The organism is Prevotella sp. E13-17 (assembly GCF_022024035.1).
Classification (GTDB): Bacteria; Bacteroidota; Bacteroidia; order Bacteroidales; family Bacteroidaceae; genus Prevotella.
The window spans coordinates 2,616,246-2,641,931 of sequence record NZ_CP091787.1; the positions used below are offsets into that span (position 1 = coordinate 2,616,246).

A 25,686-nucleotide genomic window follows, 5' to 3' on the forward strand; every position below is an offset into this window, starting at 1 on the left:
ATTATAATGATGTGATAAATTTCTCTGCTTCGTCTAAGGTATCAAGCTTGCCCACATCCAAGAGACGCAGGTCGTCCTTGACCACTCCAACAATCTTGGAACGGTGACAGATACTGAGGTAAAAGTCGATAATGGGAAAACGATCGGGGAAGCGATCCATCAGGGTGAACAAACGCGGCGAGAAGCTATGGATGCCAGAAAAGGCAAACTCATTGAGGGGTTCGCCGTACTGAGAGAGGCCCGTGCGACGGACATACTCGTAAGGGGACTTTATCTCGCCCGTCTCCTTATTAATCCATCCCATCAGACGCATGGCATTGTCGAAGAGCAGATAGCGCTTGGTCTTGCGACGGCTGACCAGCAAGACGGCTTCTTCGTCGGCCTCGTGCTGCTGAGCGAACCAATCGAAATCGACATTGCTCAGAATATCTACGTTGTGGATAAGGATGGGGGAAGTATCGTCGAACAACGTGCCGGCCTTCTTGATGCCGCCGCCAGTCTCTAACAACTGACTACGCTCGTCGCTGATGCGGATATCCATACCGAAATCGTTGGTCTTGAGATAGTCAACAATCTGGTCGGCAAAATGATGCACATTGACGACTACTCGACTGTAGCCCGCAGCCGTCAACTTTGTCAAGATATGCCACAGCAGCGGTTTCTCGCCCACACGCACCAATGCTTTAGGCATTGTGTCGGTAAGGGGTTTCAGCCTTGTACCAAGACCTGCTGCAAATACCATTGCCTGTTTCATGCTGCAAAATTACACTTTTTTTTTGTAATACGCAAAATAATAACTGGTAATAAGACACGGGGGTGGTCAGTCGTCGGTCCACATACTGAAAGTGGACTGACGCGACTCTATTTCTTCAGCATCGACGGGAGCGTCTTCTTCACTAACAGTCGTCTGGAAATTTGATGCAGAAAGCATCTGGGCATTGGGGGTGAAGCTGACCATTACGATGGTGGGCTTCTGATATGGTTTCTTCATTATCTGGGGGCTACTTAATAAATACTTTTATGTTCTTGCCTTGCTGGTCTCCTTCTGCATGACGTATGATATACAGGCCGCTTGTTGGAGACTGGATGCGACGGCCTTGAAGGTTATAGAGCTCATCATGACCCGGGGAAGCAGCTGAAGTGCGAATGACATCGGTCTCGTCGGAGAAAGCCACGGTGAAACGGGCATTAGAGGTAGAGGGGAGACTGGATGTGAGAATGGGCAAATAGGCTTTGTTGGCTTTGATGGTGCCATCGTTGATTCGAACGAACTTACCACCACTGAGACCGAAGTTGGTATAGTCGCCATCAACGGTTGTGATGGGGGTGGGAACAAGTGTGCCACGCAGCATATTGCCATCAATACCAGCTATACCTTCATCATCAACCACGATGGGCAGATACACGGTTTCGCCAGCCTTCTTAGGATTATACAAGACGAAAGGTGTCTCTTTAGCAACCTTGCCCATGATCTTTGAGAAGTTGACAATAGAACCTGAAGTTGAGGATACCACATAAGCGGCATAATCATCTGTTGGTGTCAAGTCGAGCGCGAAGGGACTACAATAGGTAGCATAGCCGCTGGCAGCAAGTTTCAAACCAACGTGAGTCATAATCTTAACGTCGTCGATAACAATACGGCAACCGCTTGCTGCAGAAAACGCAATCCTTGGATTCTCCCCTACATCTGTTATCTTGAGTGTGTAGTTGGTGTAGGTAGAAGGAATATCATCCAGAACAGAAGGTGTAACCGTGCAATTCTCACCAACAACAGAAAGTATCTTTTCGTCAGCATCCCATCCTTTAACGTTTATCGTCATGATTGCATCTGTCGTCATAGCAGGAAGCACAGGAGTCGTGATTGAACCTGGACCATCTTCTTTGGCTAATCGGACGCCTCCATACTTATCTACGGGATAAATATAACCACTCATTGTCCAACCAGTTTGGTCAAAAGAACTCGTGTCATAGTTATCTACCAAATCGAACGTCTCATGAAAAATAACACCTGAATCAGTTTCATCTTCAAGAACATATACGGTAAAATCATGGGGACATGTATTGAGGTACGTGTCTGTGTATGAATAAGCAGAATAATCATTGGATTTTTTTTCACCTATAAAACGGTTCTCATTACTGATATTCTGAATCAAAGCGACACCGTTATCAAAACTAAAAGACCAAACAGAAGCCTTTGAACCAAAACTTAATGATGTACCCGAAGAGTTATACAAATATTTATCCTTGTCCACATTCTTTATGTAAAAGCCATCAGTAGCGGCATCAACTCTCCACACATATGATTCATAACCCGTCAACTCTACGCTTTTATAGTTTGACGTTGTCTGAAGAACTGTGGAAACAATAGAATTATTAAGAACACATCCATTCCTCTCAAAAACATATTTTTTGCCTGCCTGAATAGAGGTTACTTTAACAAGTTTATAGGAAGCCCATCCGTTTACGCTTCCCGATAAAAGGAATACGAAAAGGACACAAAGTTTTAGAAATGAATATTTTTTCATCCTTGATTAGTTTATGGTTGTAAAAAAAGAGGGGGCGTGCCAATAATGACACACCCCCTATCGTTGGAAATTAGAATTCTGCTGATTTTGGTGTACGTGGGAAAGGTATCACGTCACGGATGTTCTGCATGCCTGTAACGAACAGAATGAGACGCTCGAAACCAAGACCGAAACCGGCATGAGGACATGAACCCCACTTGCGGGTGTCGAGATACCACCAGAGATGGGTCTGATCCATCTCACGACGGTTAACCTCGCTCATCAACTTATCGTAGCTCTCCTCACGAACAGAACCACCGATAATCTCACCAATCTGTGGGAACAGGACATCGGTACCCTGCATGGTGGGACCAGGAGCAACAGCACCCTTGTAACCTACAGAACCGCCATCGGCAGTATCCTCGTTCTGCTTCATGTAGAACGACTTGAAAGCACGTGGATAGTCGGTCATGATAACTGGCTTCTTGAAGTGCTCCTCTACAAGGTAGCGCTCGTGCTCAGAAGCGAGGTCATCGCCCCAGTTACAGGGGAACTCAAACTTCTTACCATTCTTGATGGCCTCCTGGAGGATGTTGATACCCTCGGTGTAAGGCAGACGGACGAAGGTCTCTTTCAAGACGCCCTCAAGACGCTCAATCAGGGTCTTGTCAATCATCTTGTTAAGGAACTCAAGATCGTCCTTACAATGGTCAAGTGCCCATCGAACACAATACTTGATAAAGTCCTCTTCGAGGTCCATCAGCTCTTCTTGGTCAATGAAAGCAACCTCGGGCTCAACCATCCAGAACTCGGCCAAGTGACGAGGCGTATTTGAGTTCTCGGCACGGAACGTAGGACCGAAGGTATAGATGGCTCCCAGAGCTGTAGCACCCAGCTCACCCTCCAACTGGCCTGAAACGGTTAGTGAGGTCTGCTCTCCGAAGAAATCATCGTCGTAGATAATCTTGCCGTTCTCATCCTTCTTCAAGTCGTAGAGGTTCTTGGTGGTCACCTGGAACATGTTGCCTGCACCCTCACAGTCACTGGCAGTAATCAATGGCGTGTGGAAATAGAAGAAACCATGCTCATGGAAATAGGTATGGATGGCCATTGCCATGTTGTGACGAATGCGCATAACGGCACCAAAGGTATTGGTGCGCAGACGCATATGTGCATTCTTACGCATAGCCTCGAAGCTCTGGCCCTTCTTCTGCATGGGATAGTCGTTGCCGCAGAGTCCGTAAATCACAAGCTTGGTGGCCTGAATCTCACTACTCTGACCAGCACCCTGACTCTCTACGAGTGTACCTTCAGCACAAATGCAAGCACCAGTGGTGATGTCTTTCAGCAACTGCTCGTCGAACTTGGTTGGGTCAACCACAACCTGCACATTGTTGATGGTTGAGCCATCATTGAGGGCAATGAAGTCAACTGCCTTCGAACTGCGATGCGTGCGCACCCAGCCTTTCACACAGACTTCCTTGCCATATTCTGTGCTTTTCAGCACATCGATTATCTTAGTTCTTTTCATTGTTTTAAGCCCCCTAAATTAGGGGGTTGGGGGTCTGAACAAGCGAAATCAGACCATTACGCTCCTTTATTGTTGGGATCTGCGCCTGTTCAGACCCCTGTTGTCCCCTAGCTTAGGGGACTTGTGTTACTCGTAAGCACCCATACGCAGGCGATCAACCTCTTCCTCGGTGAGGAAACGCCAGTCGCCACGACGCAAGTTCTTCTTTGTAAGGCCAGCGAACTGAACTCGGTCTAGTTTGGTGACCTTGTAGCCCAAGCTCTCAAAAATTCGACGGACGATGCGGTTCTTGCCTGAGTGAATCTCGATACCAACCTGCTTCTTGTCAACAGGATCAGCATACTCGATAGCATCGGCCTTGATTTCACCGTCGTCGAGCATCACACCCTCTGCAATGCGCTGCATATCGTGTGCCGTTACATTATGATCCAGATATACGTGGTAGATCTTCTTCTTCAAGAACTTAGGATGTGTGAGCTTAGATGCCATATCGCCATCGTTGGTAAGCAGAAGAACACCGGTTGTGTTGCGGTCGAGACGACCAACTGGATAGATACGCTCGGGACATGCGTCCTTTACGAGATCCATCACTGTCTTGCGCTGCTGAGGATCATCACTGGTGGTCACATAATCCTTGGGTTTATTGAGAAGTACATATACCTTCTTCTCAAGTGTTACAGGATTATCGTGGAACTTCACGAGATCGGTGCGCATAACCTTTGTTCCCAGCTCGGTAACAACCTCGCCATTAACAGTAACAACACCTGCCTGGATAAAGTCATCTGCCTCTCGACGGCTGCAAACGCCTGCATTTGCCAAGAACTTATTCAAGCGTACAGGCTCGTTGGGATCGAAGTTTATCTCCTTGTATTCAATACGCTTCTTCATTGAATACTTTGCATTGGGATCATAGTCGGCCGTACGGGGACGGTAACCACCTTGGGGACGCTGACCATAACCACCACGCTGCTGATAGCCTCCCTGGGGACGCTGGCCATAACCGCCACGCTGCTGATAGCCGCCTTGTGGACGCTGACCATAACCACCCTGAGGACGCTGGCCATAACCACCACGCTGCTGATAGCCGCCTTGTGGACGCTGGCCATAACCACCCTGTGGACGCTGACCGTAACCACCCTGAGGGCGCTGCTGATAGCCACCTTGAGGACGCTGGCCATAACCACCCTGAGGACGCTGCTGGTAATCATTATTACCGTAATTATTGGTACGCGGACGATAGTTTCGCTGTGGAGCTTGACTCTGCAAACCAGCGCCGAAACCTTCTGGACGGAAGCCGCCCTCATCATCCTGATTATGCTTGACAAAGTTAGGACGCTCGTAACTATTACCTACAGGACGTGCATGAATACGTGGGCGCGGTGAGCGACCTACTGGTCTGAATTCCTTCTGGAAGCCTTCACGGCTTGTGTTCTGCTGTTCTGTTGACAGCCCTTCATGATTTTTTTCGTTTTCGAAATCCATAATAAATGAATCTTTAATGATGTTAATAATAGGAACCTCACGGCTCCACTAAATAATTACTATTGAGTTGAATATTAAATACCTGTATAAGTCCATGGGGTGATGTCCATCAGTTCCTGCTTCACGCTGTCGCTGACATTCAGGTTCTGAATAAACTCATGGATAGTCTCTTCGGTCATCTTCTGGTTGGTACGTGTCAGGGCCTTCAATGCCTCATAGGGTTTGGGATAGCCCTCACGGCGAAGGATGGTCTGAATACCCTCTGCTACAACGGCCCATGTATTCTCGAGATCTTCATGAAGCTTTTCTTCATTAAGAATCAGCTTACGCAGTCCTTTCAGTGTGCTCTGGAATGCGATCAGGGCATGGCCCATAGGAACACCGACATTACGAAGAACCGTAGAGTCGGTAAGATCACGCTGAAGGCGACTCACAGGTAACTTTTGAGCCAAGAAGCTAAGCACGGCATTGGCAATACCGAGGTTACCCTCTGAATTCTCATAGTCGATAGGATTGACTTTATGGGGCATTGCACTAGAACCTACCTCACCAGCCTTGATTTTCTGTTTGAAGTACTCCATTGAGATATACATCCAGAAGTCGCGATCAAGATCAATGATGATGGTGTTGATGCGACGCATTGCATCAAAGATGGCTGCCAGCCAGTCGTAGTTAGATATCTGAGTTGTGTATTGCTCGCGTTCAAGTCCAAGTTTCTCGCTTACAAAACGATTACCGAACTCACGCCAGTCGTACTGGGGATATGCTACATGATGAGCGTTATAATTACCTGTAGCACCACCGAATTTAGCTGTTATTGGTGTCTCTTTCAGTGATCTAAGTTGTTCTTCCAGACGGTAAACATAGACCATCACCTCCTTACCAAGACGTGTAGGAGATGCTGGCTGTCCGTGTGTCTTTGCCAACATGGGCACCGTCTTCCATTCTTCGGCATAGTCATGCAACTGTTCTATCAATTCTTCAAGCAGTGGATAGTAAACCTGTTCGAGAGCCTCCTTGATAGAGAGTGGCACACTTGTGTTGTTGATGTCCTGTGAAGTGAGACCAAAATGAATGAACTCTTTGTACTGATCAAGATTTCCAATAGTGTCTAGTTTCTCCTTAATAAAATACTCCACGGCCTTCACATCATGGTTCGTCACTGACTCTATCTCCTTTACACGCTGTGCTTCTGACGGTGTAAACTGACGATAGATATTACGTAACGTCTCAAAAAGTGAATGATCGAAATCCTGAAGACCCGGCAATGGCAGTTCGCAAAGCGCAATAAAATATTCTATTTCCACACGAATGCGATAACGAATCAACGCATATTCTGAGAAATACTCGCTCAATGGCTCTGTCTTACCCCGATAGCGGCCATCAATAGGCGAGATGGCCGTCAACATATTAAATTCCATGATACTTTATAGATAATTATCTTTCAAGGCGCAAAGGTAATCATTATTATTAAGAATAAAGAAAATAGAATTAAGAAATTACATGATTTAGTATTTTTTTTGTTTTACAATAACAAAATGAAGTTGCAACCTTTCGATTGCAACTTCATTTGTGGGCGCTGAGGGATTCGAACCCCCGACCCTCTGCTTGTAAGGCAGATGCTCTGAACCAACTGAGCTAAGCGCCCTTTCTTTTCGTAAGCGGGTGCAAAGGTAAGGAGTTTTTTTGATTCCACCAAATAAATTCCAAAGTTTTTTCTTTAAACACCTAAAAAAAGTGCTCTCACCCTACATTTCAGGGTGAGAGCAACAGAATTTCTTTGTATTATATGAAACTATTCACATCCTTCGACACGGGTATTTACTTCTGCTTTTGGAAACGAAGTGATTCGAAGACGAGCAGCGCCCATGGGTACCAATTGCAGAGGTTTCACCTCATCCGAGCGTTTCGCAAAGCATGTTGGCAACAGGTCGGTCATTCCTGTTGCGTCCAGTCCCCAAGAAGGTATCTGACGTCCCTTAGCACTAAACTGAAGAGGAACACTCTCAAGGGTAAATGGATAGTTATCGGCCGGCCAAGCTCGACGTTCCACTTGAATATCCTTCGGCAACTGTCCATCCATCTGGAGGGCATAGTTCCACTCCGAAGCAGCATAAATCTCATAAGCTGGCCATAAACCTGCATCCACACCTTCCTGCCAATGTGAGTCATCCTGCACGATTTCCTTATCTCGACTGTCACGCTGTTGATAGCGTTCATCTATTTTCAACGAGAGTGTAAGAGGACCATAGTCCACACTAACACTTGATTTATTCTTTTGCCAAGTGCGCGTTGTAACACTCATAGGCATCTTCAGCACTACTTCATCGCCATCATTCCAGGTACGTTCGACACAAACGAAACGTCCATTGGCTTCTGACAGATGATCCAAAGGGGTACCGTTTACGCTGATTGCTGTCTGGTCTGACCATGCTGGAACACGGAGATAAAGCGGGAAATCAACAGCTTTAGACGTAGATATCTTCAGTACGACCTGATCCTCAAAAGGATACTTGGTTGTTTCTGTCAGCCGAATCTCTTGACCATTAGAAACGAGTGCCGTGGTCTCACTTTCAGAATAAAGCATCGTTGCAAGGCCTCCATCGGTTGTAGCCATCACAAGATGTTCTGTAAAATATGGCCAGCCCATGCCATGATTATGCTGACAGCAACGACTACTAAAAGGACTCATTGACAACATTCCGCGCAGACTGTTATCGATACTTGGCGCGTGATTCTTACCATCGCTGATTGCCATATTGGGAGAGGTAATATACCGAAGTGCACGCATGTCGCTTGTCAAAGCAGCAGGAAGAGTATTAAATGCTACATTTTCACAGTGATCTGCCCAAAATGGATCGCCCGTGATTCCCATCATGATTTCGTCACTTGCCATTTGCTCTACAACAGCACAAGTCTCTGCGCCCTGACGTGGATCGGAATAGCCCAAGCGAGCATTCTCGTCGGCACCAAACATTCCACCTGGCACCTGGCCAAAACGTTGACGCATCGTATGATGATTCTCGTAAGCCGCCTGCAGCATCAGGTCGTCGCCATTATATATATAATAGGTGGCAGGCTCACGGAATCCCTGTGCAACATTCACGCCGTGCCAGTTGGGGAGGTCATTTTTTAATGTCCAGTCAACGCCACAACGGTGCAACTTATCAATAAGCGGCAAAATAGACTTGTCGCCTGTATGATTATAAAGCCAGACGACACTCCACTCATTATCGCTACCACGCTTAGACTGCCACAAGCCTTTGAGGAAGTGCTCGTCAGGAATGGTCAGTTCCCACTTGAAATAGTTGGTCATGGCAGTCAGCACACGTTCATCGGCGCTATGTTCATAATAAGTCTGCAAAGCCCATAGCATCGGCATCTTTGCCCAAAGGTCTGGTGTGTTAGGATCGCCATCAGTACCACTGGGGCCCAGTTCTCCATTTGGTTTCAAATGAGACAAAACGGCATCAAACCACACCTGTGCTTCGGCCTTCAACGTTTCATCATCCAGAATGTAAGCCAGGGAAGAATAGCCTCTAAGCCAATAGGGCACTTCCTCCCATCCATGATCGCCTTGATCAGAAAGCCATTGGTTATTGCGTTTATCTAACCAGGCGCTCACTGTACCCAACTGACCATTCAACCCATCTCGCTGACGGTTAAGCATCTCGCGCAACCATCCACGAGGTTGTACTTTTCCAACAGGTAACTTCAGCAACCGCCCCCCATACAAAGGTGCACGATAGGAAGAATAGTTGGCCAACATTCCCCTTGCAGGACGGTCAACCACGGATACCTTCTGCTGTGCGGTCAGTGTCAACGACGCCAACAACATAGAGAACAACACAATTTTCTTTTTCATTTCACGTAAGGTTTTTATTTAGAATCTAATTATTTTCTTTGCCACGGCACCACGCCGAACAATTCCGACTCCTTTACCTGGAGCCGAAACAGGCTGCCCCGTTAGATTGTAGTAATGGCAAGGTGCCTTCTCCGTATCTGCATTTTCCACACCGGAAGTGCTAAATGAACCATTAAAGTATAAGCCATAATCAATATGTCCACCACCACTGCCTTGACTCAAAGACACCGCCAGCACATTATCGCCCACGACAAACAATCTCTTTTGACGAGGAATCAGCACAAAATTTGCATAATCATTATCATTCCATCCTGAGGTGCTCCATATTAAACTACCATTCAAATATACTTTGGGATTCTCATCATAACTACACGTCAACACAATCGTTTTAGTCAGGAGTTCGTTCAGTTGTCCTTCAGTGAGCGTAAAATGGCGCCTCACCAATAAAGGTTGCAGTTGGCTGCCCCACTCTGTTGTCTTAAACTGATCCGGACTATTACTCAAGGGGCCTTCGCCTTGAATCCATTCTTCTTCATCAACACAACGTCCTGCCCACTCAGCAGGAGACAAACTGCTTAGTTCATCATTGCTATTTAGGAGATAATAAGCACAAAGCCAAGGTCCGTCACTTAGGGTCCTCAGCAACATTGTACGCTCTGATTCCTGGGCGTTTAATACGCCGCATGCAAATGTCATCAGTATAAGTATTAATCGTTTCATAAGTTTTTAGTTAGGGTTTTCGGGATGCAAAGATACATCTTACTTAACAAAAATGAGCCCAAAAGAAGGTCAATTAAAGACAATATCAGTTCAAAGGCTTATAAAAACGAGTGCCGTATGGCATTTCCACACGGCACTCGCAATGGCTCAAGCGAAATATCATAGGGGTAATCCTTTATTTGCGCTTTTTGTTATTTCAGTAGAGACTCAGCAGATTCTTTAGATTGAAATCAACAGAACAGATATCATATCGGAAAGGACAAAATTACTCCCTCCCTCGGGAGGGCCGGGGTGGGGTTCGGTTTTCAGGACCGAAGGTCCGTGGTTTTTCCTTTGTGAGACAGAAAACCCCGAAGGGGTCATGGTGTCAGTGGGAAGCCTGATGTGAACTTGTTCACAAGAAGGATTACCACTGGCAACATGAAAATCTCGACAGAGATTTCTGCCTCACAAAGGGGTCTTCTCGGTTTTTGTTCAATAAACACAAACTGAAAACACGAAAGGTCTCAGAAAGTTGCGTTATAGTGCTGCTTTCGTCTTGTTATAGTTTCGCTTTTGCGTTGTCATAGCTTTACTTTTGATGTTCATCCAGCCCCTAGATGTGGCGCATCCAGCCCCTGGAACAGGTCGTTTTAGCCCCTGGATACGGTTGTTCTAAGGGCTGGATGTAGAGCATCCAGGGGCTAGACCAGAAATGACAGTTTCGGTTTTAGACTTTAGAAGCGTCTCTTCTGGACATTAGAACACGTGCTTTTAGACTTTAAAACGACCCTCTCCAGACTCTGAAAATGCCAATTCAAGACTCGGGGAGCATCGCAAAACCTACGCAATTGCGACTGAGCCCTCGCAATCACTCAGCTATGATTAGTACAATTCTTAGAATGTGTCTCAAAAAAAGTCAATATTGACGGCCGACCTTTTGCAGGCTACATATTACCCTGAACACCAAGACTCAGCCCCCATATCGCAAGAACAAAGGAATTATATCAAAGGTATATATAGACACAAGCCGCCATTCATATATTTAAAGTCTATCAGTGCACATTGTATTAACAGATACTTGAACAGACGACAGTCAGCACCTATATTCACCTCGTTGCCATCCCACTCCACCATTGTCCGCAAAGGGCGATAAAAAGATGGTTGAAACGTGACGCCTCCTACCACACCTTGCCACTTATGATTATAGGAACGCATCCAGTGGCGGTAGGTCACATGCGCACCAAATATGTTGTCGCGAAAGGAATAATGCTTAGACAAGCTAGCAAAAGAATTCCTATAATAATTACTACCCGACTTTCCATCGTCACTAGACCCCCAGACATCGTTACCACCAACGGCTACCGAAGGCCACCATTTATTCTCTTTCAAGAGCTGCAATTTGACAGAGAAATAGCGGTCTTTTGAATAAAAGCCAGACTTATTCTTCTTATCCAAATTCTTATGCATCTTCCACAAGGTATAGCCATAACCCACCTCTATCCACTTGAACGGTGTGATGCTCAGGTAGTTGGTCAAGGAATTAAACTTCTCACCATCATAAAGCATTTTATCTGGCATCATACGTTTGGGCAGATAATGAGCCCCGACGCGGGCAATACCGACAGTATCCATGTCAGCCGTAGGCACATGAATCATTCCTTCAAAACCGATATACTGCTGAGCACCAGATTGTATAGTCGCAACAGCGAGCATCAACATGAAAAAAAATCTACTCATCTTCATTCATCAAAATTACCCGTTCCCCATGGAATACGTATAGGATATGTTCTTTCGTTTTCTTCCGGATCAGTCATATATTTCGCCATAGAAGCGCCACTATGGGCGGCATATGTCAATCGGAAGTTGCTTGCAGGCCTAAAGACAACTTTCTCATGTGACTTTTTGTATGGAGGAAGCATCATGACAATTCTAAAACCAACCGTTTCCCTATAGCGACCTAAGACATCATGATATTGTCCAAAAAGGCTTACCGAACAATGCTTGAAATGTCGCATCACTTCACCTTCCAGGCCCTTATCTTTATTTAGATAATAACCTCCCGACATTCGTAGTTCCGTTGACCAGCGATCCAACCACACACTTACACCCGCAATGCCAATAGACCGCCAATCTCTATTAAATGTACTCTCAGAGTTACTGCTCATGTCAAATCCCAAAGCCCAGTCAGAAGTGATACCAAAGCGGGCATTTAGCATCAGCCAGTTATTGACCGGATACATCCATCGGAAATCAGCTCCATAGCGGTCTTGGCCAAAAAGACCTGCACTTAACTTAAAATATTGATTGGCATGAGGAAAGCGAAAAGTCTTAGTAACATTCGCCATACTCAATCTTATCATATTATAACGTTCTGGATAGCCTGAATTATCTATAGGCAACATAGCCTGTGCTGCCAACTGCCAGTCATGTCCAAGATGTATCTTTGTACCTGGAGTCAAATTCACCAGTGTATTATAGAGTCTGATAAAGTTAACGTCAGAATAATCAAGCTCTACACCACAGAACAACTCTGTCTGAGTATTCTGTTGAGCCCTCGTTCCTGCAAAAAATATCTGCAAGCAGAAAAGTACTACAAAAATGCGTCGCATGTTTAACATCATAATAATGAATACAAAGTTAAACAATAATTCTGACACCGCAAAGGATTACAAAAAAAAGTTTCTCCCTGAAAGGACAGGGAGAAACACTATATTCATAACGGAAAACTTTCCTAGAAAGCTACATTATTTCTGAGAAGATCCACCACCTTCGTGAGTAATCACCACTTCCGGAACTACAGCATAGTGATAAGCATACGAGCTATACTCTTTTGCTGTGAACTTTGAGGTTCCACCTACAATACTATAGGTACAAGTCTGCTCAGTCTGCAATCCAGCAACATAAAGAGTAGAATTTGCAGGCAACGAATATGCCGGATTGAACTCATATGTCTTTGTCTTTGCAGGATTAGCGACTGCTCTCAAACCATAATGACGAAGAACCACCTTACGCAGATAGTCAACAGCAGAACCAGAAGCATCATTTTGGAGAACAACACCCTCATTAGCCTGATAGTTCATGTTCTTAACAGTCGTTGAAGCAGCAGAAGTATTCTCAAAAGCTACGGTTGTCAGCGGAGTGTTAACAGGGGCGTCAACCGTTCTGTCGATCTGCAGGCCAAATGCGAATGACTGAGACTCCAGCTTATTCAAGTTAATTGAAATAATGCCAGGCTTAGACCAGTCAACATTTTTAATACCCTTACCATTTGTACTTGCGGTTATCTCTTCCCATGCAGAGCCACCTACCGAACGATACAGTTTAATTGCACCCTTCAGGTCGTCTGGCATTGAGAATGTCATTGTGACATAGTAATCGGGAATAACATTCAAATCAATAACAACAGGCGAAACCAAAGACGCACCGGTAAAGAAAGAATAATTACCAGGCAGCTCATCTCCCAGAACTACGAGTGCACGTGTTCCACGTGAAGAAGAAACGACACCATCCAGAGAAGTCAAATTGGTCAGTGTAAGTGTATAAGCACTCAGATCAAAAGAAGCATCTGAAGCCTTCACTGAATTTTCAAGATCTTCATAATTCTGTGCTGAAATTGAAGGCAGCACAGCCTCCACGTCAATCGTAGAATTCAAAGATTCATTTTTTTCATCCTGAGTATTACCGACAATCTTACCAGTACCATCGTCCTGACGTGAAGTTTCAAGGGTAATCTTGTCTCTGTCGCCAGCTTGTTTAATGCCAAAGCTCTTTGTTTCATCCTTTATCAAATAAAAAGACTCAACAGCGTCCTGACCATACTTCTGTCCGTTTTCAATCGTAGCAGCCAAAGTTACGTCCTTAACGACATCCTTATAGCCATTCTTCTTTACGACGACAGTGTAAGTACCGTCAGCCAAACCAGTACGAGGACCAAACTCATTACCAGTAACTGCAGTAGAATTACCATTAATGGTAACCGTAGCACCACTCAAAGCTGCACCGTCCTGGTCGAAGATAAGACCTCTAAGCGTGTTGGTAACATTTCCAACAACAATCTGAGTATTATCTTCATCACCGGGGTGGTGGCAAGCTGTAAAAGTCAGTGCCAATCCCATACCCAATGTAAGGATTGTAGCTCTTCTAAAAAAATTTTTCATAAAAATAATCCGTTATTATAAATGATAATTTACTTAATCTCAACAGTAGCACGACGATCGAAAGAAGCAGGCTTCAGGATCTTAACGCCACCCTTAGCAACAACCTCAATCTTAGATTCGTCAACGCCCATCTTAATCAGCTCAGCCTTTACAGTGTTAGCACGCTTCTCAGAGAGCTTCTGGTTGTAAGCAGCACGACCAGTCTGAGAGTCTGCATAACCAGTTACAACGATAGTCTTGTCGTTAGCCTTAGCAATCTCTGCGAGGTTCTTAACATTTACGAGATCCTTCTTAGAAGCAATCTTAGACTTGTTAAGGTTGAAGAATACTGATACGGGAGCAACAGCAACCTCCTTAACAGTAACAGTCTTTGCCTCGGGACACTTGTGGTTCTTGATTATGTCGTTCAGACGATCGTTCTCAGCGTTGGCATCAGACAGACGTGCATTGAGAGCGTCGAGTTCAGACTGATGGAGAGCCTTCAAAGCGTCAACATCGGGAGTCTTGTTCCAAGTAGCCTTGCCCAGATTGTAAGTCAAACCAACTTCTGCAGAGAAGTAACGGTCGCAGTTGGGCATGTGGTCACCATAGTGAGCTGTTGCCTGACGATTGAAACGGAAAGCATCATAGTCAGGAGCATAATTGAAGTTAACATCCAAGTTGATGAACAACTTCTTAGAAAGCTTCCAAGTATTCAACAAACCTACACTAACATTATCAGCATAATAGTTATCTGACATATTACGAACAACGCCATAACCAGCATAGGGAATGAAGTTCCAAACGCGAGTCTCGCTGTAGCCGCAGAGCATATTGCTCAGATTGAACAGAGCCTGCTCCTGCAGATTCCAATACTTAACAGCATTGTCAGAAGCATTTTCAGTCTGTACGTTACGACCCCAAATACCAGAAAACTTTGTGCGCAGACCCATGCCAGGAGTAAACCACTTACCGATAGCAAGAGAAGCACCAAGATTGCGACGGAAGTCCTTCAGAGGACTCTTAGCGAAATCAGCTCCCTTTTCCTCATTTGAATAGAATGCGCTATAAGCAACATCTGCAGAAACAAACCAGTTACTCCAGAAAGAATTAGTAGCAACACTATACTTCTGTGTTGGAGTTTCACTCTGAGCCATTCCAGCTACAGATACGCTAGCAAAAGCCAGCATCATCAAATACTTTTTCATACAATTTTCAATTAAAACAATTTTGTTAACGAAATTTGTGGCAAAAATAAGCAAAAAAAATAGAATCCGCAACAAAAAACCCTAACAAAAGCGAACAAAATCGTTAATAACCGTTAATAATGCACAAATTTAGCCTTTTTGAACCATAATTTAACATTTTAACCTAACATTTGCTCTATATCATGCTGTGGCAGTATGCATAGTATTGCTCGACCATCAGGCGTATAATTAACGTTGCTGCATGCGAACAATTGATTAACGATACCCTCCATTTCATCGTTAGAAAGCACCTGTCCCTGCGACACTGCAGAATGACGAGCCATGCTGAGCGCCAATGAAGCATGAATCTGATCAACAGAACCTACTCCTTGTTCAATGGCATCAGAAACGATATTTCGAAACAGATTGACAGGATCCACATCATCGAGCTCAGCAGGAACACCATTAACAGCAAAACTACCACCACCAAGATCGCTAATTTCAAAACCCATAGATGCCAGTTCTGGAATCATTGTTTGCAGCACCACCGCGTTTGAAGGTGAAAATTCGACTGCCTCCGGAAACAAGACACGTTGACTCTTGCCAGACTGGTTTTTCAGCTGCTCCATATAGCGTTCGAAGCGAATGCGTATATCTGCACGTTGCTGATCAATAATCATCAACCCCGACTTTACAGCGGTCATAATATAACGTCCTTTGTACTGATAATGAGCAGGTGACTTTTCTTCCACCAGCAAAGCACTGCTTTCCTCCGAGTAAAGTGGCTCTTTACTATCGACAAACAGCTCTGTTTCCTCTGGCATAGGCTTTGATATCGCCTCTTGATATAGTTTTTCCCAATCGGGGGTCACCGACGGTTTTTCAGGTGTACTACTAAAGGGATTATATGAAGAGTTATACGAAACCTTTGGCATCTGTATGACATCACGTTGAGCATCAAACACAGGAATCTCTGGACGTCCCTCTGTATCAAAATCAATAGAAGGGACTTCGCAGAATTTACCAATAGAATCTTTGACGGCTGCCACCAGTATTTGCCAGATGCTCTGTTCGTTTTCGAACTTTATCTCAGTTTTTGTAGGATGAATATTCACATCGATATCCGCAGGGCTCACCTCGAAATAAATAAAATAAGGCACCTGCATACCAACAGGTATCAGACGTTCGAAAGCAGTGATGATTGCCTTATGGAAATAAGGATGTTTCATAAAGCGGCCGTTTACAAAGAAATAGTCGCTACCACCTTTTTTCTTAGCCGACTCGGGTTTACCCACAAAACCTGTGATATTACATAAGGCCGTCTCTACTGACACAGGTAGCAGTTCCTGGTTCAACTTTTTACCAAAGACGTCAGTAATACGCTGACGAAGAGAACCAGCTCTCAGATTCATAATCTCCTGACCATTGCTATACATCACAAAGTTAATATCCGGATAGACCAGCACAATGCGTTCAAAGGCCGTAAGGATATTATTCAGTTCCGTCGCATTTGTCTTCAGAAACTTTCTGCGGGCTGGCACGTTGAAGAACAAGTTCTCCACCTTGAAGTTACACCCCACGGGACAAGCCACGGGCTCATGATCCACTACACGTGAGGCATGCAATGTCAGTCGTGTACCAATATCCTCACCTTGCATGCGTGTGGTCAGTTCGACCTGCGACACAGCAGCTATCGAGGGCAAGGCTTCACCACGAAAGCCCATTGTATGCAGAGCAAAAAGATCATCTGCCTGTCGAATCTTCGATGTAGCATGACGTTCAAAAGCCAACCGCGCATCCGTTTCCGACATACCGCATCCATCATCAATAACCTGAATGGATGTCCTGCCTGCATCAACCACCAGCACACGGATATTCTTTGCGCCAGCATCGACCGCATTTTCCACCAGTTCCTTAATGACCGATGCAGGACGTTGAATCACCTCGCCAGCGGCAATTTGATTGGCAACGGAATCGGGCAACAGTTGAATAACATCACTCATATCAAATATTCTCTCCTTTCATTAAATTATCGGACAGTCCTTTTGCGGGTCGAGTCCTTATGTTTCTGTACTTTCAGTTCTGTTCCGGCCTTCTTTGGACGCCAGTTGAAAATATCCTCCTTTGACAATGGACGCACATAATCGAACCACACAAAACGATCCAAGAAGCGCATCTTTGGTGGTATCTGAGACATCGGGTACATCGTTCCATCAGCCTTTGGTGTCCATATTTTCTGCAACTTGCGTTTGTCCATGAACATCTTTAATTCGCTAGTTTGCATGTTCACCAATCCAACATACGAGCTATCCGACTCTTCCACGGGATAATAGACCACCTCTACGTTATCCACAGCCCTACCCTCGCGAATATCACCTTTCTCAAAGAAAGCAAACATATCCTTCGAGGACACCTGATTGTATAGCTTATCCTCTGGTAACTTCTCTATGGAAAGAGCTTGTCCCAACACATTCGCATGGTCAAGCACAGAATCTTTCATAAACACTTGAATACGTTCGCCCAGCAACTGCTGATTCTGATTCCACACAATAGGATCGTGATAGAGCGTCATACAAGAGTCTTTCGACTCATAGACCAACGAGTCGCAGACGGCCTGCACGTCAACACGATACGCGCGAACCTTATTATACGCGTGTATAACGCGATAAACCGAGTCGGTATTCAGATGATAAGTAAACACCTTGAAGGTATCTGCATGCATATACAGGGAATCACGCTGCGAGAAGTCGATCACCACAGCACTATCCGTACACATCGCATAGCCGATGCTATCTTCATAATGACCATAGTTACAGAGCAGGCGGTTTTTGTTCACCGAGTCGGTATAGACCACATTTCCATATCCCTCGTTAACTCCCGTCTTACCGTTATGCCACAAACTATCAGCCGTCAGCACGCGTCCTTCGTTTCTCAACACTGAGCGATCCAGCAGTTCTGCCACTTCGGTATCTGTATTATAGAAGCCCATCTCGGAATAAATCTTACTGTCGCCCGAAATGATATTTGAAGGTCCAACAATTTGAGCCTGCTTCGTACGTGTATTGTAATACAAAGAGTCGGTCGTCAAGTGAAAACGTTTATCATCCATTACAACATGATAAAAGAACACAGCCATCTTTGTATCCGTATGGTATTCCCCCCAGTCGCTGGTCAGTGTGGTTGACTTATCCACCAGCCGGCCGCCATTCTGGAAATAGCCCTGATTCCATATTCTGTCAAAATAGAGCGAATCCGTATAGAGCGTTGTTCCGCGATGTTTCAGCACCACATTGTCGAGGGCTTCCAGCATCTGGTCATTACCATCGTAATAACCAAAGTCGCTAACCAACGACAGTGTGTCGCCTTGCAACATTCTCACATGTCCCCATGCCTCGAAAGAATTGCTCGCCTCGAAAAAGTTAGCACTATCACAATACAACTTGGCTCCGTCATGTTCAAACTCCACATGACCACGCAACACCTGAGCATCATTGTTCTGCCAACGATCATAGCGCAGTTCGTCGGCATGAACCAGATAAACCCTTTTCTCAGCCTTCTTCTTAGTTTTAGGTTTGACAGCACTTGTCATAGACGCTGCTAACACCAGAGGCATGCAGAGCACACACAGAAGCATCATCAAGATACTTCTGTGCACGACATGTTGTATTATGGTCTTACCGTTCATTTAACCCAACCTTGGTATTCGAACTGACAGTCACGATATCTTTCACCAACATGAACATACGTGTCCTTGATCTTCTTGACCACCCAGTCATGCAGTTTCTTCTCGCGACGTTTCTCCGTCACCACATCCTTCATCACCTGAAAATCCTCAGTGATCATGGCTTTGTGCCCTTCTGTTCTGCTTTTCAGTTTTGCGATGGCACATACCGTCTTGCCATTGTTATTAATCATCACAAAAGGCTTTGAGATTTGTCCCACCTTCAGTGTGTCAACAACCTTTGCCACCTCGGCAGGCAAGTCTTGCAACTGGAACTTAGAAGTCTGGCCACGCTCAGAACGATTTGCCATCAATCCCTTGTTGTTGCGCGTATCCTTATCATCCGAGATGACACTGGCGCCCTCCTCAAAAGTAAAGAGTCCGGCTCGTATATCCGTTGCAATCGAATCCAAACGATTAGTAGCCTTCACAATAGCCGAGTCAGAAACAACGGGCTTACGCAAGATATGGCGCACCTTAATCTTCTCACCGCGCTTATCCACCAGCTGAATGATATGAAAACCAAATTCCGACTCCACAATCTTAGAAACCTTCTTCGGGTCTGTCAGATTGAAAGCCACGGCAGCGAAGGCAGGGTCAAGCATTCCACGTCCCGTATAATCCAATTCACCACCATTTCTGCGTGAACCAGGATCCTCAGAATACAATCTGGCCAAGGTCTGGAATGAAGTCTCACCCTTATTCACACGGTCAGTATATTCGCGAAGTTCCTCTTTCACGCGGTTTATCTCCTCGGCAGATATACGTGGTGTCTGCGTGATAATCTGCACTTCCACCTCGGTAGGCACATAAGGCAGACTATCTGAAGGCAGGTCTTTGAAATAGCGGCGCACCTCTGCAGGGGTCACTGCAATCTCTTTCACCAGATGTTCCTTCATGCGCTGAATCATCATCTGATCACGAAGGTCGTCGTGCATAGACTGTCGGATCTGCGAAATGCTCTGCTTCTTATACTCCTCCAGTTTCTCACGCGAGCCAATCTGCTGAATCATGTATTCAATACGTTGCTCAATGGCCGAAGCCACCTCAGCCTCTGTCACCTCAATACTGTCGATTGCAGCTTGATGAAGAAACAACTTCTGCACAGCAATCTGTTCTGGAATAGCACAATCAGGATCTCCTTTCCATCGCATACCTTCCATAGCAGCCTGCATACGGGTTACCTCTATATCACTTTTCAAGATAGCCTCATCGCCGACAACCCACACAACCTCATCCACCACAGTACCAATAGAGTCATTGCCCTGTGTCGAGGCCATCATAGCCATTGGTGCCATTGTCACCAGCGACAAAAAAAGACATTTCAGTTTCATCAGTGCTTATTTACGGTCTTCAGAACTTCCTCGTTAACCTTAAAAGTATATTTACGACGTAGCTGAGCGATCCACTCTTTCTCCAGTTGTTCCTGATAGTCAGAGACCACCTGTCCACGCACGTCTTGATAGGTCTCAGGTCCCTTCTTCAGAATCTTTCCATAGACAGCATCAAAAGGATAGTCTTTCACCTTGGTCACGGTCGTGTCTTTCTTAAACACCACGCTGTCCACCAGGGCATTGTCACCCTTCTTAAAAATACCTTTTTCCACACGGATGCGCAGAACGGAATCAGCATTGAAGGTCGTGCGCAACTTGTCTGCCCACTTATTGAAATCCAACTTCTTGACACAATCTTTTACGGCCTTTATATCAGCCTCATCCTTCACGTGATAAGCCATACCTTTAAAGCGAGGCTCGTCCCACGCATAGTTCTTCTTATGCTTCTTGAAATAGCGTGCCAAGCCTTTCTCATCCTTAGCACCCTTATCCCACACGTTCATATTCTTGATCTCATAGAGCAACAGTCCATCATGATACTCACGGATCAAATATTTCAGTTCCATGTCTTTCGCAGCAAACTCGTCCGATTTCTCGTCCATCATCTGCTCTTTCGTCAGTCCCTTTGGATTGGCGGCTACCAGCGAGTCAATCTTCTGGCTGGCGATATTATCGCGCATGTTTCGCTGTTCCATAAAACGCAGGATGTTGTCACGATGAAACTCGAAGGGTTCAAACTGCTTGCGCTCCTTCATCAAGATGATATGATAGCCGAAGGGCGACTGAACCACACCAGACATCTCGCCAGGTTGTAGCGCATAGGCAGCATCCTCATACTCTTTCACCAGCTGTCCACGCTGAACAAACGGCAACAAGCCACCCTGACGTGCCGAACCAGGATCCTGCGACACCTGCTTTGCCAACTCGGCAAAGTCGGCACCACCCTTCAAGGCCTTATAGATAGAGTCTATACGAACCTTAGCTGCATCCCATTCAGCCTGCGAGGCCTGTTGGTTGGCACGAATCAAGATATGGGCAGTTTGAATAAGTCCATCAGGACCGATACGTTTTGCAGCATCATCATAAATTTTATGAGCTTCGCGCTCCATATCGTCATCCGTAACCAACAGAGGTCTGATCTGTTGGTCACGGTACTGACGAAACTCATCATTATAAGACTTCAGTGTGTCAATCTTTGCATCAAGTGCGGCAGCAACCTGTAGCTTGTAATTCACGAACAAATCCACATATTCCTCTACCGTTTTCTTGTCGATGACACCTTCAGAGTTGTTCTTATTAAAAAAATACTCATATTCCGAACGTAACACAGGCTCACCATTGATTGTCATAATGACAGGGTCGTCGGTTGTCTGAGCAAACGTAGCACCACTCATCAGCAATGCTGCGAAAAGCATTTTTAGTTTCATATGTATTTATCAATCATTAGGTCTTGAATAGTTGGGAGCCTCACTCGTAATCGTGATATCATGAGGATGGCTCTCCATAACACCAGCATTTGTGATGCGGGTGAACTTAGCATCATGCAGATGGTCGATATCAGCAGCACCGCAATAGCCCATGCCAGAACGCAGGCCGCCAGTCAGCTGATAGATGACTTCCTGAACAGTTCCTTTGTAAGGCACACGACCGGCAATACCCTCTGGCACCAGTTTCTTCACATCCTTTGTGTCTGCCTGGAAATAGCGGTCCTTTGAACCATGCTCCATGGCCTCCAGAGAACCCATACCACGATAGCTCTTGAACTTACGTCCATTGTAGATGATTGTATCACCAGGGCTTTCCTCTGTACCTGCCACCAGCGAACCAATCATCACACTTGAGCCACCAGCGGCCAGTGCTTTCACGATGTCGCCAGAGTAACGGAGACCACCGTCAGCAATCAAGGGCACGCCGGTACCTTTCAGCGCGCTGTACACGTCATAAACGGCACTCAGCTGAGGAACGCCCACACCAGCCACAACACGTGTCGTACAGATACTGCCGGGGCCAATACCCACCTTCACTGCGTCAGCGCCATTGTCAACCAGCATCTTTGCAGCAGCGCCTGTGGCGATGTTACCTACAACGATATCGATATTCTTAAAGGCATTCTTTGCCTCACGGAGTTTATCAATAACACCCTTAGAATGACCATGAGCCGTGTCGATCACAATCGCATCAGCACCAGCATTGACAAGTGCCTGCATGCGCTCCAATGTATCTACAGTAACACCCACACCAGCAGCCACGCGCAGACGGCCTTTCTCGTCCTTACATGCCATGGGCTTATCCTTTGCCTTGGTAATATCCTTATAAGTGATAAGACCTACCAAGTGGTTGTCCTTATCCACGACAGGCAGTTTCTCGATTTTGTTTTCCTGCAGAATCTGTGCAGCAGCTGCCAGGTCTGTCTGCTGATGAGTGGTCACCAGATTGTCTTTAGACATCACATCATCAACGGGACGATCCAGACGGCGCTCGAAGCGCAGGTCACGGTTGGTGACGATACCCACCAGATGGTTCTCTTCATCTACTACAGGAATACCACCGATATGATATTCCGACATGATGGCAAGCGCCTGAGCAACAGTTGAACCACGACGAATTGTGACAGGATCATAGATCATACCATTCTCTGCGCGCTTAACGATAGCCACCTCGCGTGCCTGATTCTCGATCGACATGTTCTTATGAATCACGCCGATACCTCCCTCACGTGCGATAGCGATAGCCATCTGACTTTCCGTAACAGTATCCATCGCTGCTGTCACAAAGGGCACATTCAACACGATATTACGTGAGAAACGTGTTTGCAACTCTACCGTTTTGGGCAGTACTTCTGAATAAGCGGGAATCAACAGGACGTCGTCAAAAGTGAGACCGTCCATCACAATCTTATCTGCAATAAATGATGACATAATATGGTACTTTTGAATTTATTGCGTGCAAAGATACTCATTTTTCCTCACTTAGCTGACATCTTTCACGCATTTTCTCTTATTTATTAATACGATTTAACGCGCATTCCACTTATGGGTAAGCCACACTTAGTTGGCCATATCCGAAATGAACTTGATGCGCACCAGACGAATCTCGTTCTCCGAGAAATCTCCTCCGAACTCTTCAAAGGCTGCGTCAATATCGTCTTTTTCCTGTTCTGAGAAATAATCATAGATATCGTTGATATCGTCCGGATCCATGATATCATTGAGGAAATAGTCGATGTTCACCTTATTGCCACTATACAGCACAATACCCTCAAGTTCGTCCAGCAACTCCTCAAATTCCATACCCAAAGCATTGGCTATATCATCCAGCGCTATACGACGGTCGATATTCTGAAGAATCTTGAGCTTCTTCATCGAATCCTTCGGCTTCGTTCTGACACGCAGATCCGACTGCCTTTCTATCTCGTTCTCCTCACAATAGCGCTTGATCAGATCTACGAATGCTTTAGCATAAGGCTGTCGGGTCTTGCCATCGCCTACTCCCTGAATATTCTTCAGTTCATCAAGTGTCACAGGATAATCGGTAGCCATCTGCTCCAATGAGACATCCTGAAAGATGACATATGGCGGACGTTCCAGCTTGCGCGACCACTCCCTGCGCAGGTCATGCAACATCGCACTCAGAGTGGGATCCAATGCGCTGGTATTACCCTCTGCATTCATCAAATCCTCGTCCTCATTAAACTCATGATCCTCTACAACCATAAAGCGTGTTGGGTTCTTCAGGAACTTCTTGCCAGCAGCCGTCACCTTCAGCAGACCATAATTCTCAACCTCCTTTTTCAGGTAACCAGCAATCAAAGCCTGGCGTATCACTGGATTCCAAATCTTAGAATCAAACTCCTCACCAGCCCCAAAAGCATCCAGTTCATGATGTTTATGCGCCACAATCTCGTCGGTGGCACGACCGCGAATAAAGTCAATGACATAGTCGGCACGGAAGTTCTCCTTAATAGCCATCACAGCCTCAAGGACGATGCAGAGTTGTTTCTGCGCTTCAATCTTTGTGCCGGGGTGCAGACAGTTGTCACAATTATGACAGTTGTCTTTATCATACTGTTCACCAAAATAGTGAAGCAACATCTTTCTACGACATACAGAGGTCTCGGCATAGGCGGCAGTCTCCTGCAACAGTTGTCGGCCAATGTCCTGCTCGGCCACGGGCTTTCCCTCCATAAACTTATCAAGTTTCTGCAGGTCCTTATAACTATAGAAGGCCAAACAGATGCCTTCGCCTCCGTCACGTCCGGCTCGACCCGTCTCCTGATAATAGCCTTCAAGCGACTTCGGAATGTCATAGTGGATCACGAAACGCACGTCGGGCTTATCTATACCCATACCAAAGGCGATGGTAGCCACGATGACATCAATCTTCTCCATCAAGAAGTCATCCTGCGTCTGCGAACGCGTGGTGGAGTCAAGACCGGCATGATAGGCCTGTGCCTTGATATCATTGGCTCGCAGCACCTCGGCCAGGTCCTCCACCTTTTTGCGTGACAGGCAATAGATGATGCCACTCTTTCCAGGATGCTGTTTGATGAAGCGCACAATATCCTTATCTATATCCTTGGTCTTTGGCCTTACCTCGTAGTACAGATTGGGGCGGTTAAACGAACTTTTGAACTCATCGGCATCAACGATTCCCAAGTTCTTTTTAATATCCGTACGCACCTTGTCTGTTGCAGTAGCCGTCAGCGCTATGATGGGTGCTTTGCCAATCTCGTTGACGATAGGTCGTATGCGTCGATACTCCGGACGGAAGTCGTGTCCCCACTCCGAAATACAGTGAGCCTCGTCAACCGCATAAAAAGAGATCTTGCAAGTCTTCAAGAACTCGACATTATCTTCTTTCGTCAGCGACTCCGGAGCCACATAAAGCAGCTTTGTGCGCCCCGTTCGTATATCTTTCTTTACCTGATCAACAGCAGCCTTATTCAATGAAGAATTCAAGAAATGAGCAGTACCCTCATGTTCACTTAAGTGTGAGATAAAATCCACCTGATTTTTCATCAGGGCTATCAGTGGCGATATAACAATAGCCACGCCATCCATCAACAGTGAAGGCAACTGATAGCATAACGATTTACCACCGCCCGTAGGCATCAACACAAACGTATCGCGTCCATCCAACAAGTTCTTGATGATTGCTTCCTGATCACCCTTGAACGTGTCGAAGCCGAAATAGCGTTTTAAGGCATCTGTCAGATTCTTCATAT

18 protein-coding genes and 1 tRNA gene are annotated in these 25,686 nt (G+C 45.7%); all 19 read right to left on the reverse strand.

What is annotated here, in order from left to right:
- Position 1: 1 nt before the first annotated feature.
- The 19 genes from L6472_RS10655 to recQ all read right to left on the reverse strand — a co-directional run bounded on the left by L6472_RS10655 (position 2) and on the right by recQ (position 25,684).
- Positions 2 to 754 (reverse strand): nucleotidyltransferase family protein, encoded by a 753-nt coding sequence (locus L6472_RS10655; protein ID WP_237804930.1) that lies wholly within the window; start codon positions 752 to 754, stop codon positions 2 to 4.
- A 66-nt stretch (positions 755 to 820) separates the two neighbouring features.
- A complete protein-coding gene (locus L6472_RS10660) occupies positions 821 to 991 on the reverse strand; it encodes a hypothetical protein (protein WP_237804932.1) in 171 nt (56 codons plus the stop codon).
- 10 nt (positions 992 to 1,001) lie between these two features.
- Positions 1,002 to 1,934 carry a hypothetical protein gene (locus L6472_RS10665; RefSeq protein ID WP_237804934.1) on the reverse strand — a complete coding sequence of 311 codons (933 nt, stop codon included), beginning with the start codon at positions 1,932 to 1,934 and terminating at the stop codon, positions 1,002 to 1,004.
- A gap of 661 nt (positions 1,935 to 2,595) precedes the next feature.
- Positions 2,596 to 4,035 (reverse strand): asparagine--tRNA ligase, encoded by a 1,440-nt coding sequence (asnS, locus tag L6472_RS10670; protein ID WP_237804936.1) that lies wholly within the window; start codon positions 4,033 to 4,035, stop codon positions 2,596 to 2,598.
- 126 nt (positions 4,036 to 4,161) lie between these two features.
- Positions 4,162 to 5,517, reverse strand: a complete 1,356-nt coding sequence (locus L6472_RS10675; RefSeq protein ID WP_237804938.1) for a pseudouridine synthase — start codon at positions 5,515 to 5,517, stop codon at positions 4,162 to 4,164.
- Positions 5,518 to 5,591: 74 nt separating this feature from the next.
- Complete coding sequence (purB, locus tag L6472_RS10680; RefSeq protein ID WP_237804940.1) at positions 5,592 to 6,938, reverse strand: adenylosuccinate lyase; 1,347 nt, start codon at positions 6,936 to 6,938, stop codon at positions 5,592 to 5,594.
- A 152-nt stretch (positions 6,939 to 7,090) separates the two neighbouring features.
- Positions 7,091 to 7,165 (reverse strand) — tRNA-Val (locus L6472_RS10685).
- 147 nt (positions 7,166 to 7,312) lie between these two features.
- Positions 7,313 to 9,382: a beta-L-arabinofuranosidase domain-containing protein gene (locus tag L6472_RS10690; RefSeq protein ID WP_237804942.1), complete on the reverse strand. Its 2,070-nt coding sequence runs from the start codon at positions 9,380 to 9,382 to the stop codon at positions 7,313 to 7,315.
- Positions 9,383 to 9,400: 18 nt separating this feature from the next.
- Positions 9,401 to 10,102, reverse strand: coding sequence for a hypothetical protein (locus L6472_RS10695; RefSeq protein ID WP_237804944.1), 702 nt, complete (start codon positions 10,100 to 10,102; stop codon positions 9,401 to 9,403).
- Between the two features lie 981 nt (positions 10,103 to 11,083).
- Positions 11,084 to 11,821, reverse strand: a complete 738-nt coding sequence (locus L6472_RS10700) for a YjbH domain-containing protein (protein WP_237804946.1) — start codon at positions 11,819 to 11,821, stop codon at positions 11,084 to 11,086.
- Between the two features lie 2 nt (positions 11,822 to 11,823).
- Positions 11,824 to 12,741, reverse strand: coding sequence for a hypothetical protein (locus L6472_RS10705; protein WP_237804948.1), 918 nt, complete (start codon positions 12,739 to 12,741; stop codon positions 11,824 to 11,826).
- 87 nt (positions 12,742 to 12,828) lie between these two features.
- Entirely contained in the window at positions 12,829 to 14,241 is a 1,413-nt protein-coding gene (locus tag L6472_RS10710; protein WP_237804950.1) for a carboxypeptidase-like regulatory domain-containing protein, read from the reverse strand.
- Positions 14,242 to 14,270: 29 nt separating this feature from the next.
- Positions 14,271 to 15,428 (reverse strand): OmpA family protein, encoded by a 1,158-nt coding sequence (locus tag L6472_RS10715; RefSeq protein WP_237804952.1) that lies wholly within the window; start codon positions 15,426 to 15,428, stop codon positions 14,271 to 14,273.
- Positions 15,429 to 15,586: 158 nt separating this feature from the next.
- Positions 15,587 to 17,410, reverse strand: coding sequence for a DNA mismatch repair endonuclease MutL (gene mutL / locus L6472_RS10720; RefSeq protein WP_237804954.1), 1,824 nt, complete (start codon positions 17,408 to 17,410; stop codon positions 15,587 to 15,589).
- 26 nt (positions 17,411 to 17,436) lie between these two features.
- Entirely contained in the window at positions 17,437 to 19,044 is a 1,608-nt protein-coding gene (locus tag L6472_RS10725; RefSeq protein ID WP_237804956.1) for an OstA-like protein, read from the reverse strand.
- Positions 19,045 to 19,088: 44 nt separating this feature from the next.
- Positions 19,089 to 20,426, reverse strand: a complete 1,338-nt coding sequence (locus L6472_RS10730) for a peptidylprolyl isomerase (RefSeq protein WP_237808018.1) — start codon at positions 20,424 to 20,426, stop codon at positions 19,089 to 19,091.
- Between the two features lie 35 nt (positions 20,427 to 20,461).
- The gene (locus L6472_RS10735; RefSeq protein WP_237804958.1) at positions 20,462 to 21,889 is read right to left on the reverse strand and encodes a peptidylprolyl isomerase; all 1,428 of its coding nucleotides are present in this window, start codon (positions 21,887 to 21,889) and stop codon (positions 20,462 to 20,464) included.
- Positions 21,890 to 21,898: 9 nt separating this feature from the next.
- Positions 21,899 to 23,380: an IMP dehydrogenase gene (guaB, locus tag L6472_RS10740; RefSeq protein ID WP_237804961.1), complete on the reverse strand. Its 1,482-nt coding sequence runs from the start codon at positions 23,378 to 23,380 to the stop codon at positions 21,899 to 21,901.
- Positions 23,381 to 23,509: 129 nt separating this feature from the next.
- The gene (recQ, locus tag L6472_RS10745; protein ID WP_237804963.1) at positions 23,510 to 25,684 is read right to left on the reverse strand and encodes a DNA helicase RecQ; all 2,175 of its coding nucleotides are present in this window, start codon (positions 25,682 to 25,684) and stop codon (positions 23,510 to 23,512) included.
- Positions 25,685 to 25,686: the final 2 nt, after the last annotated feature.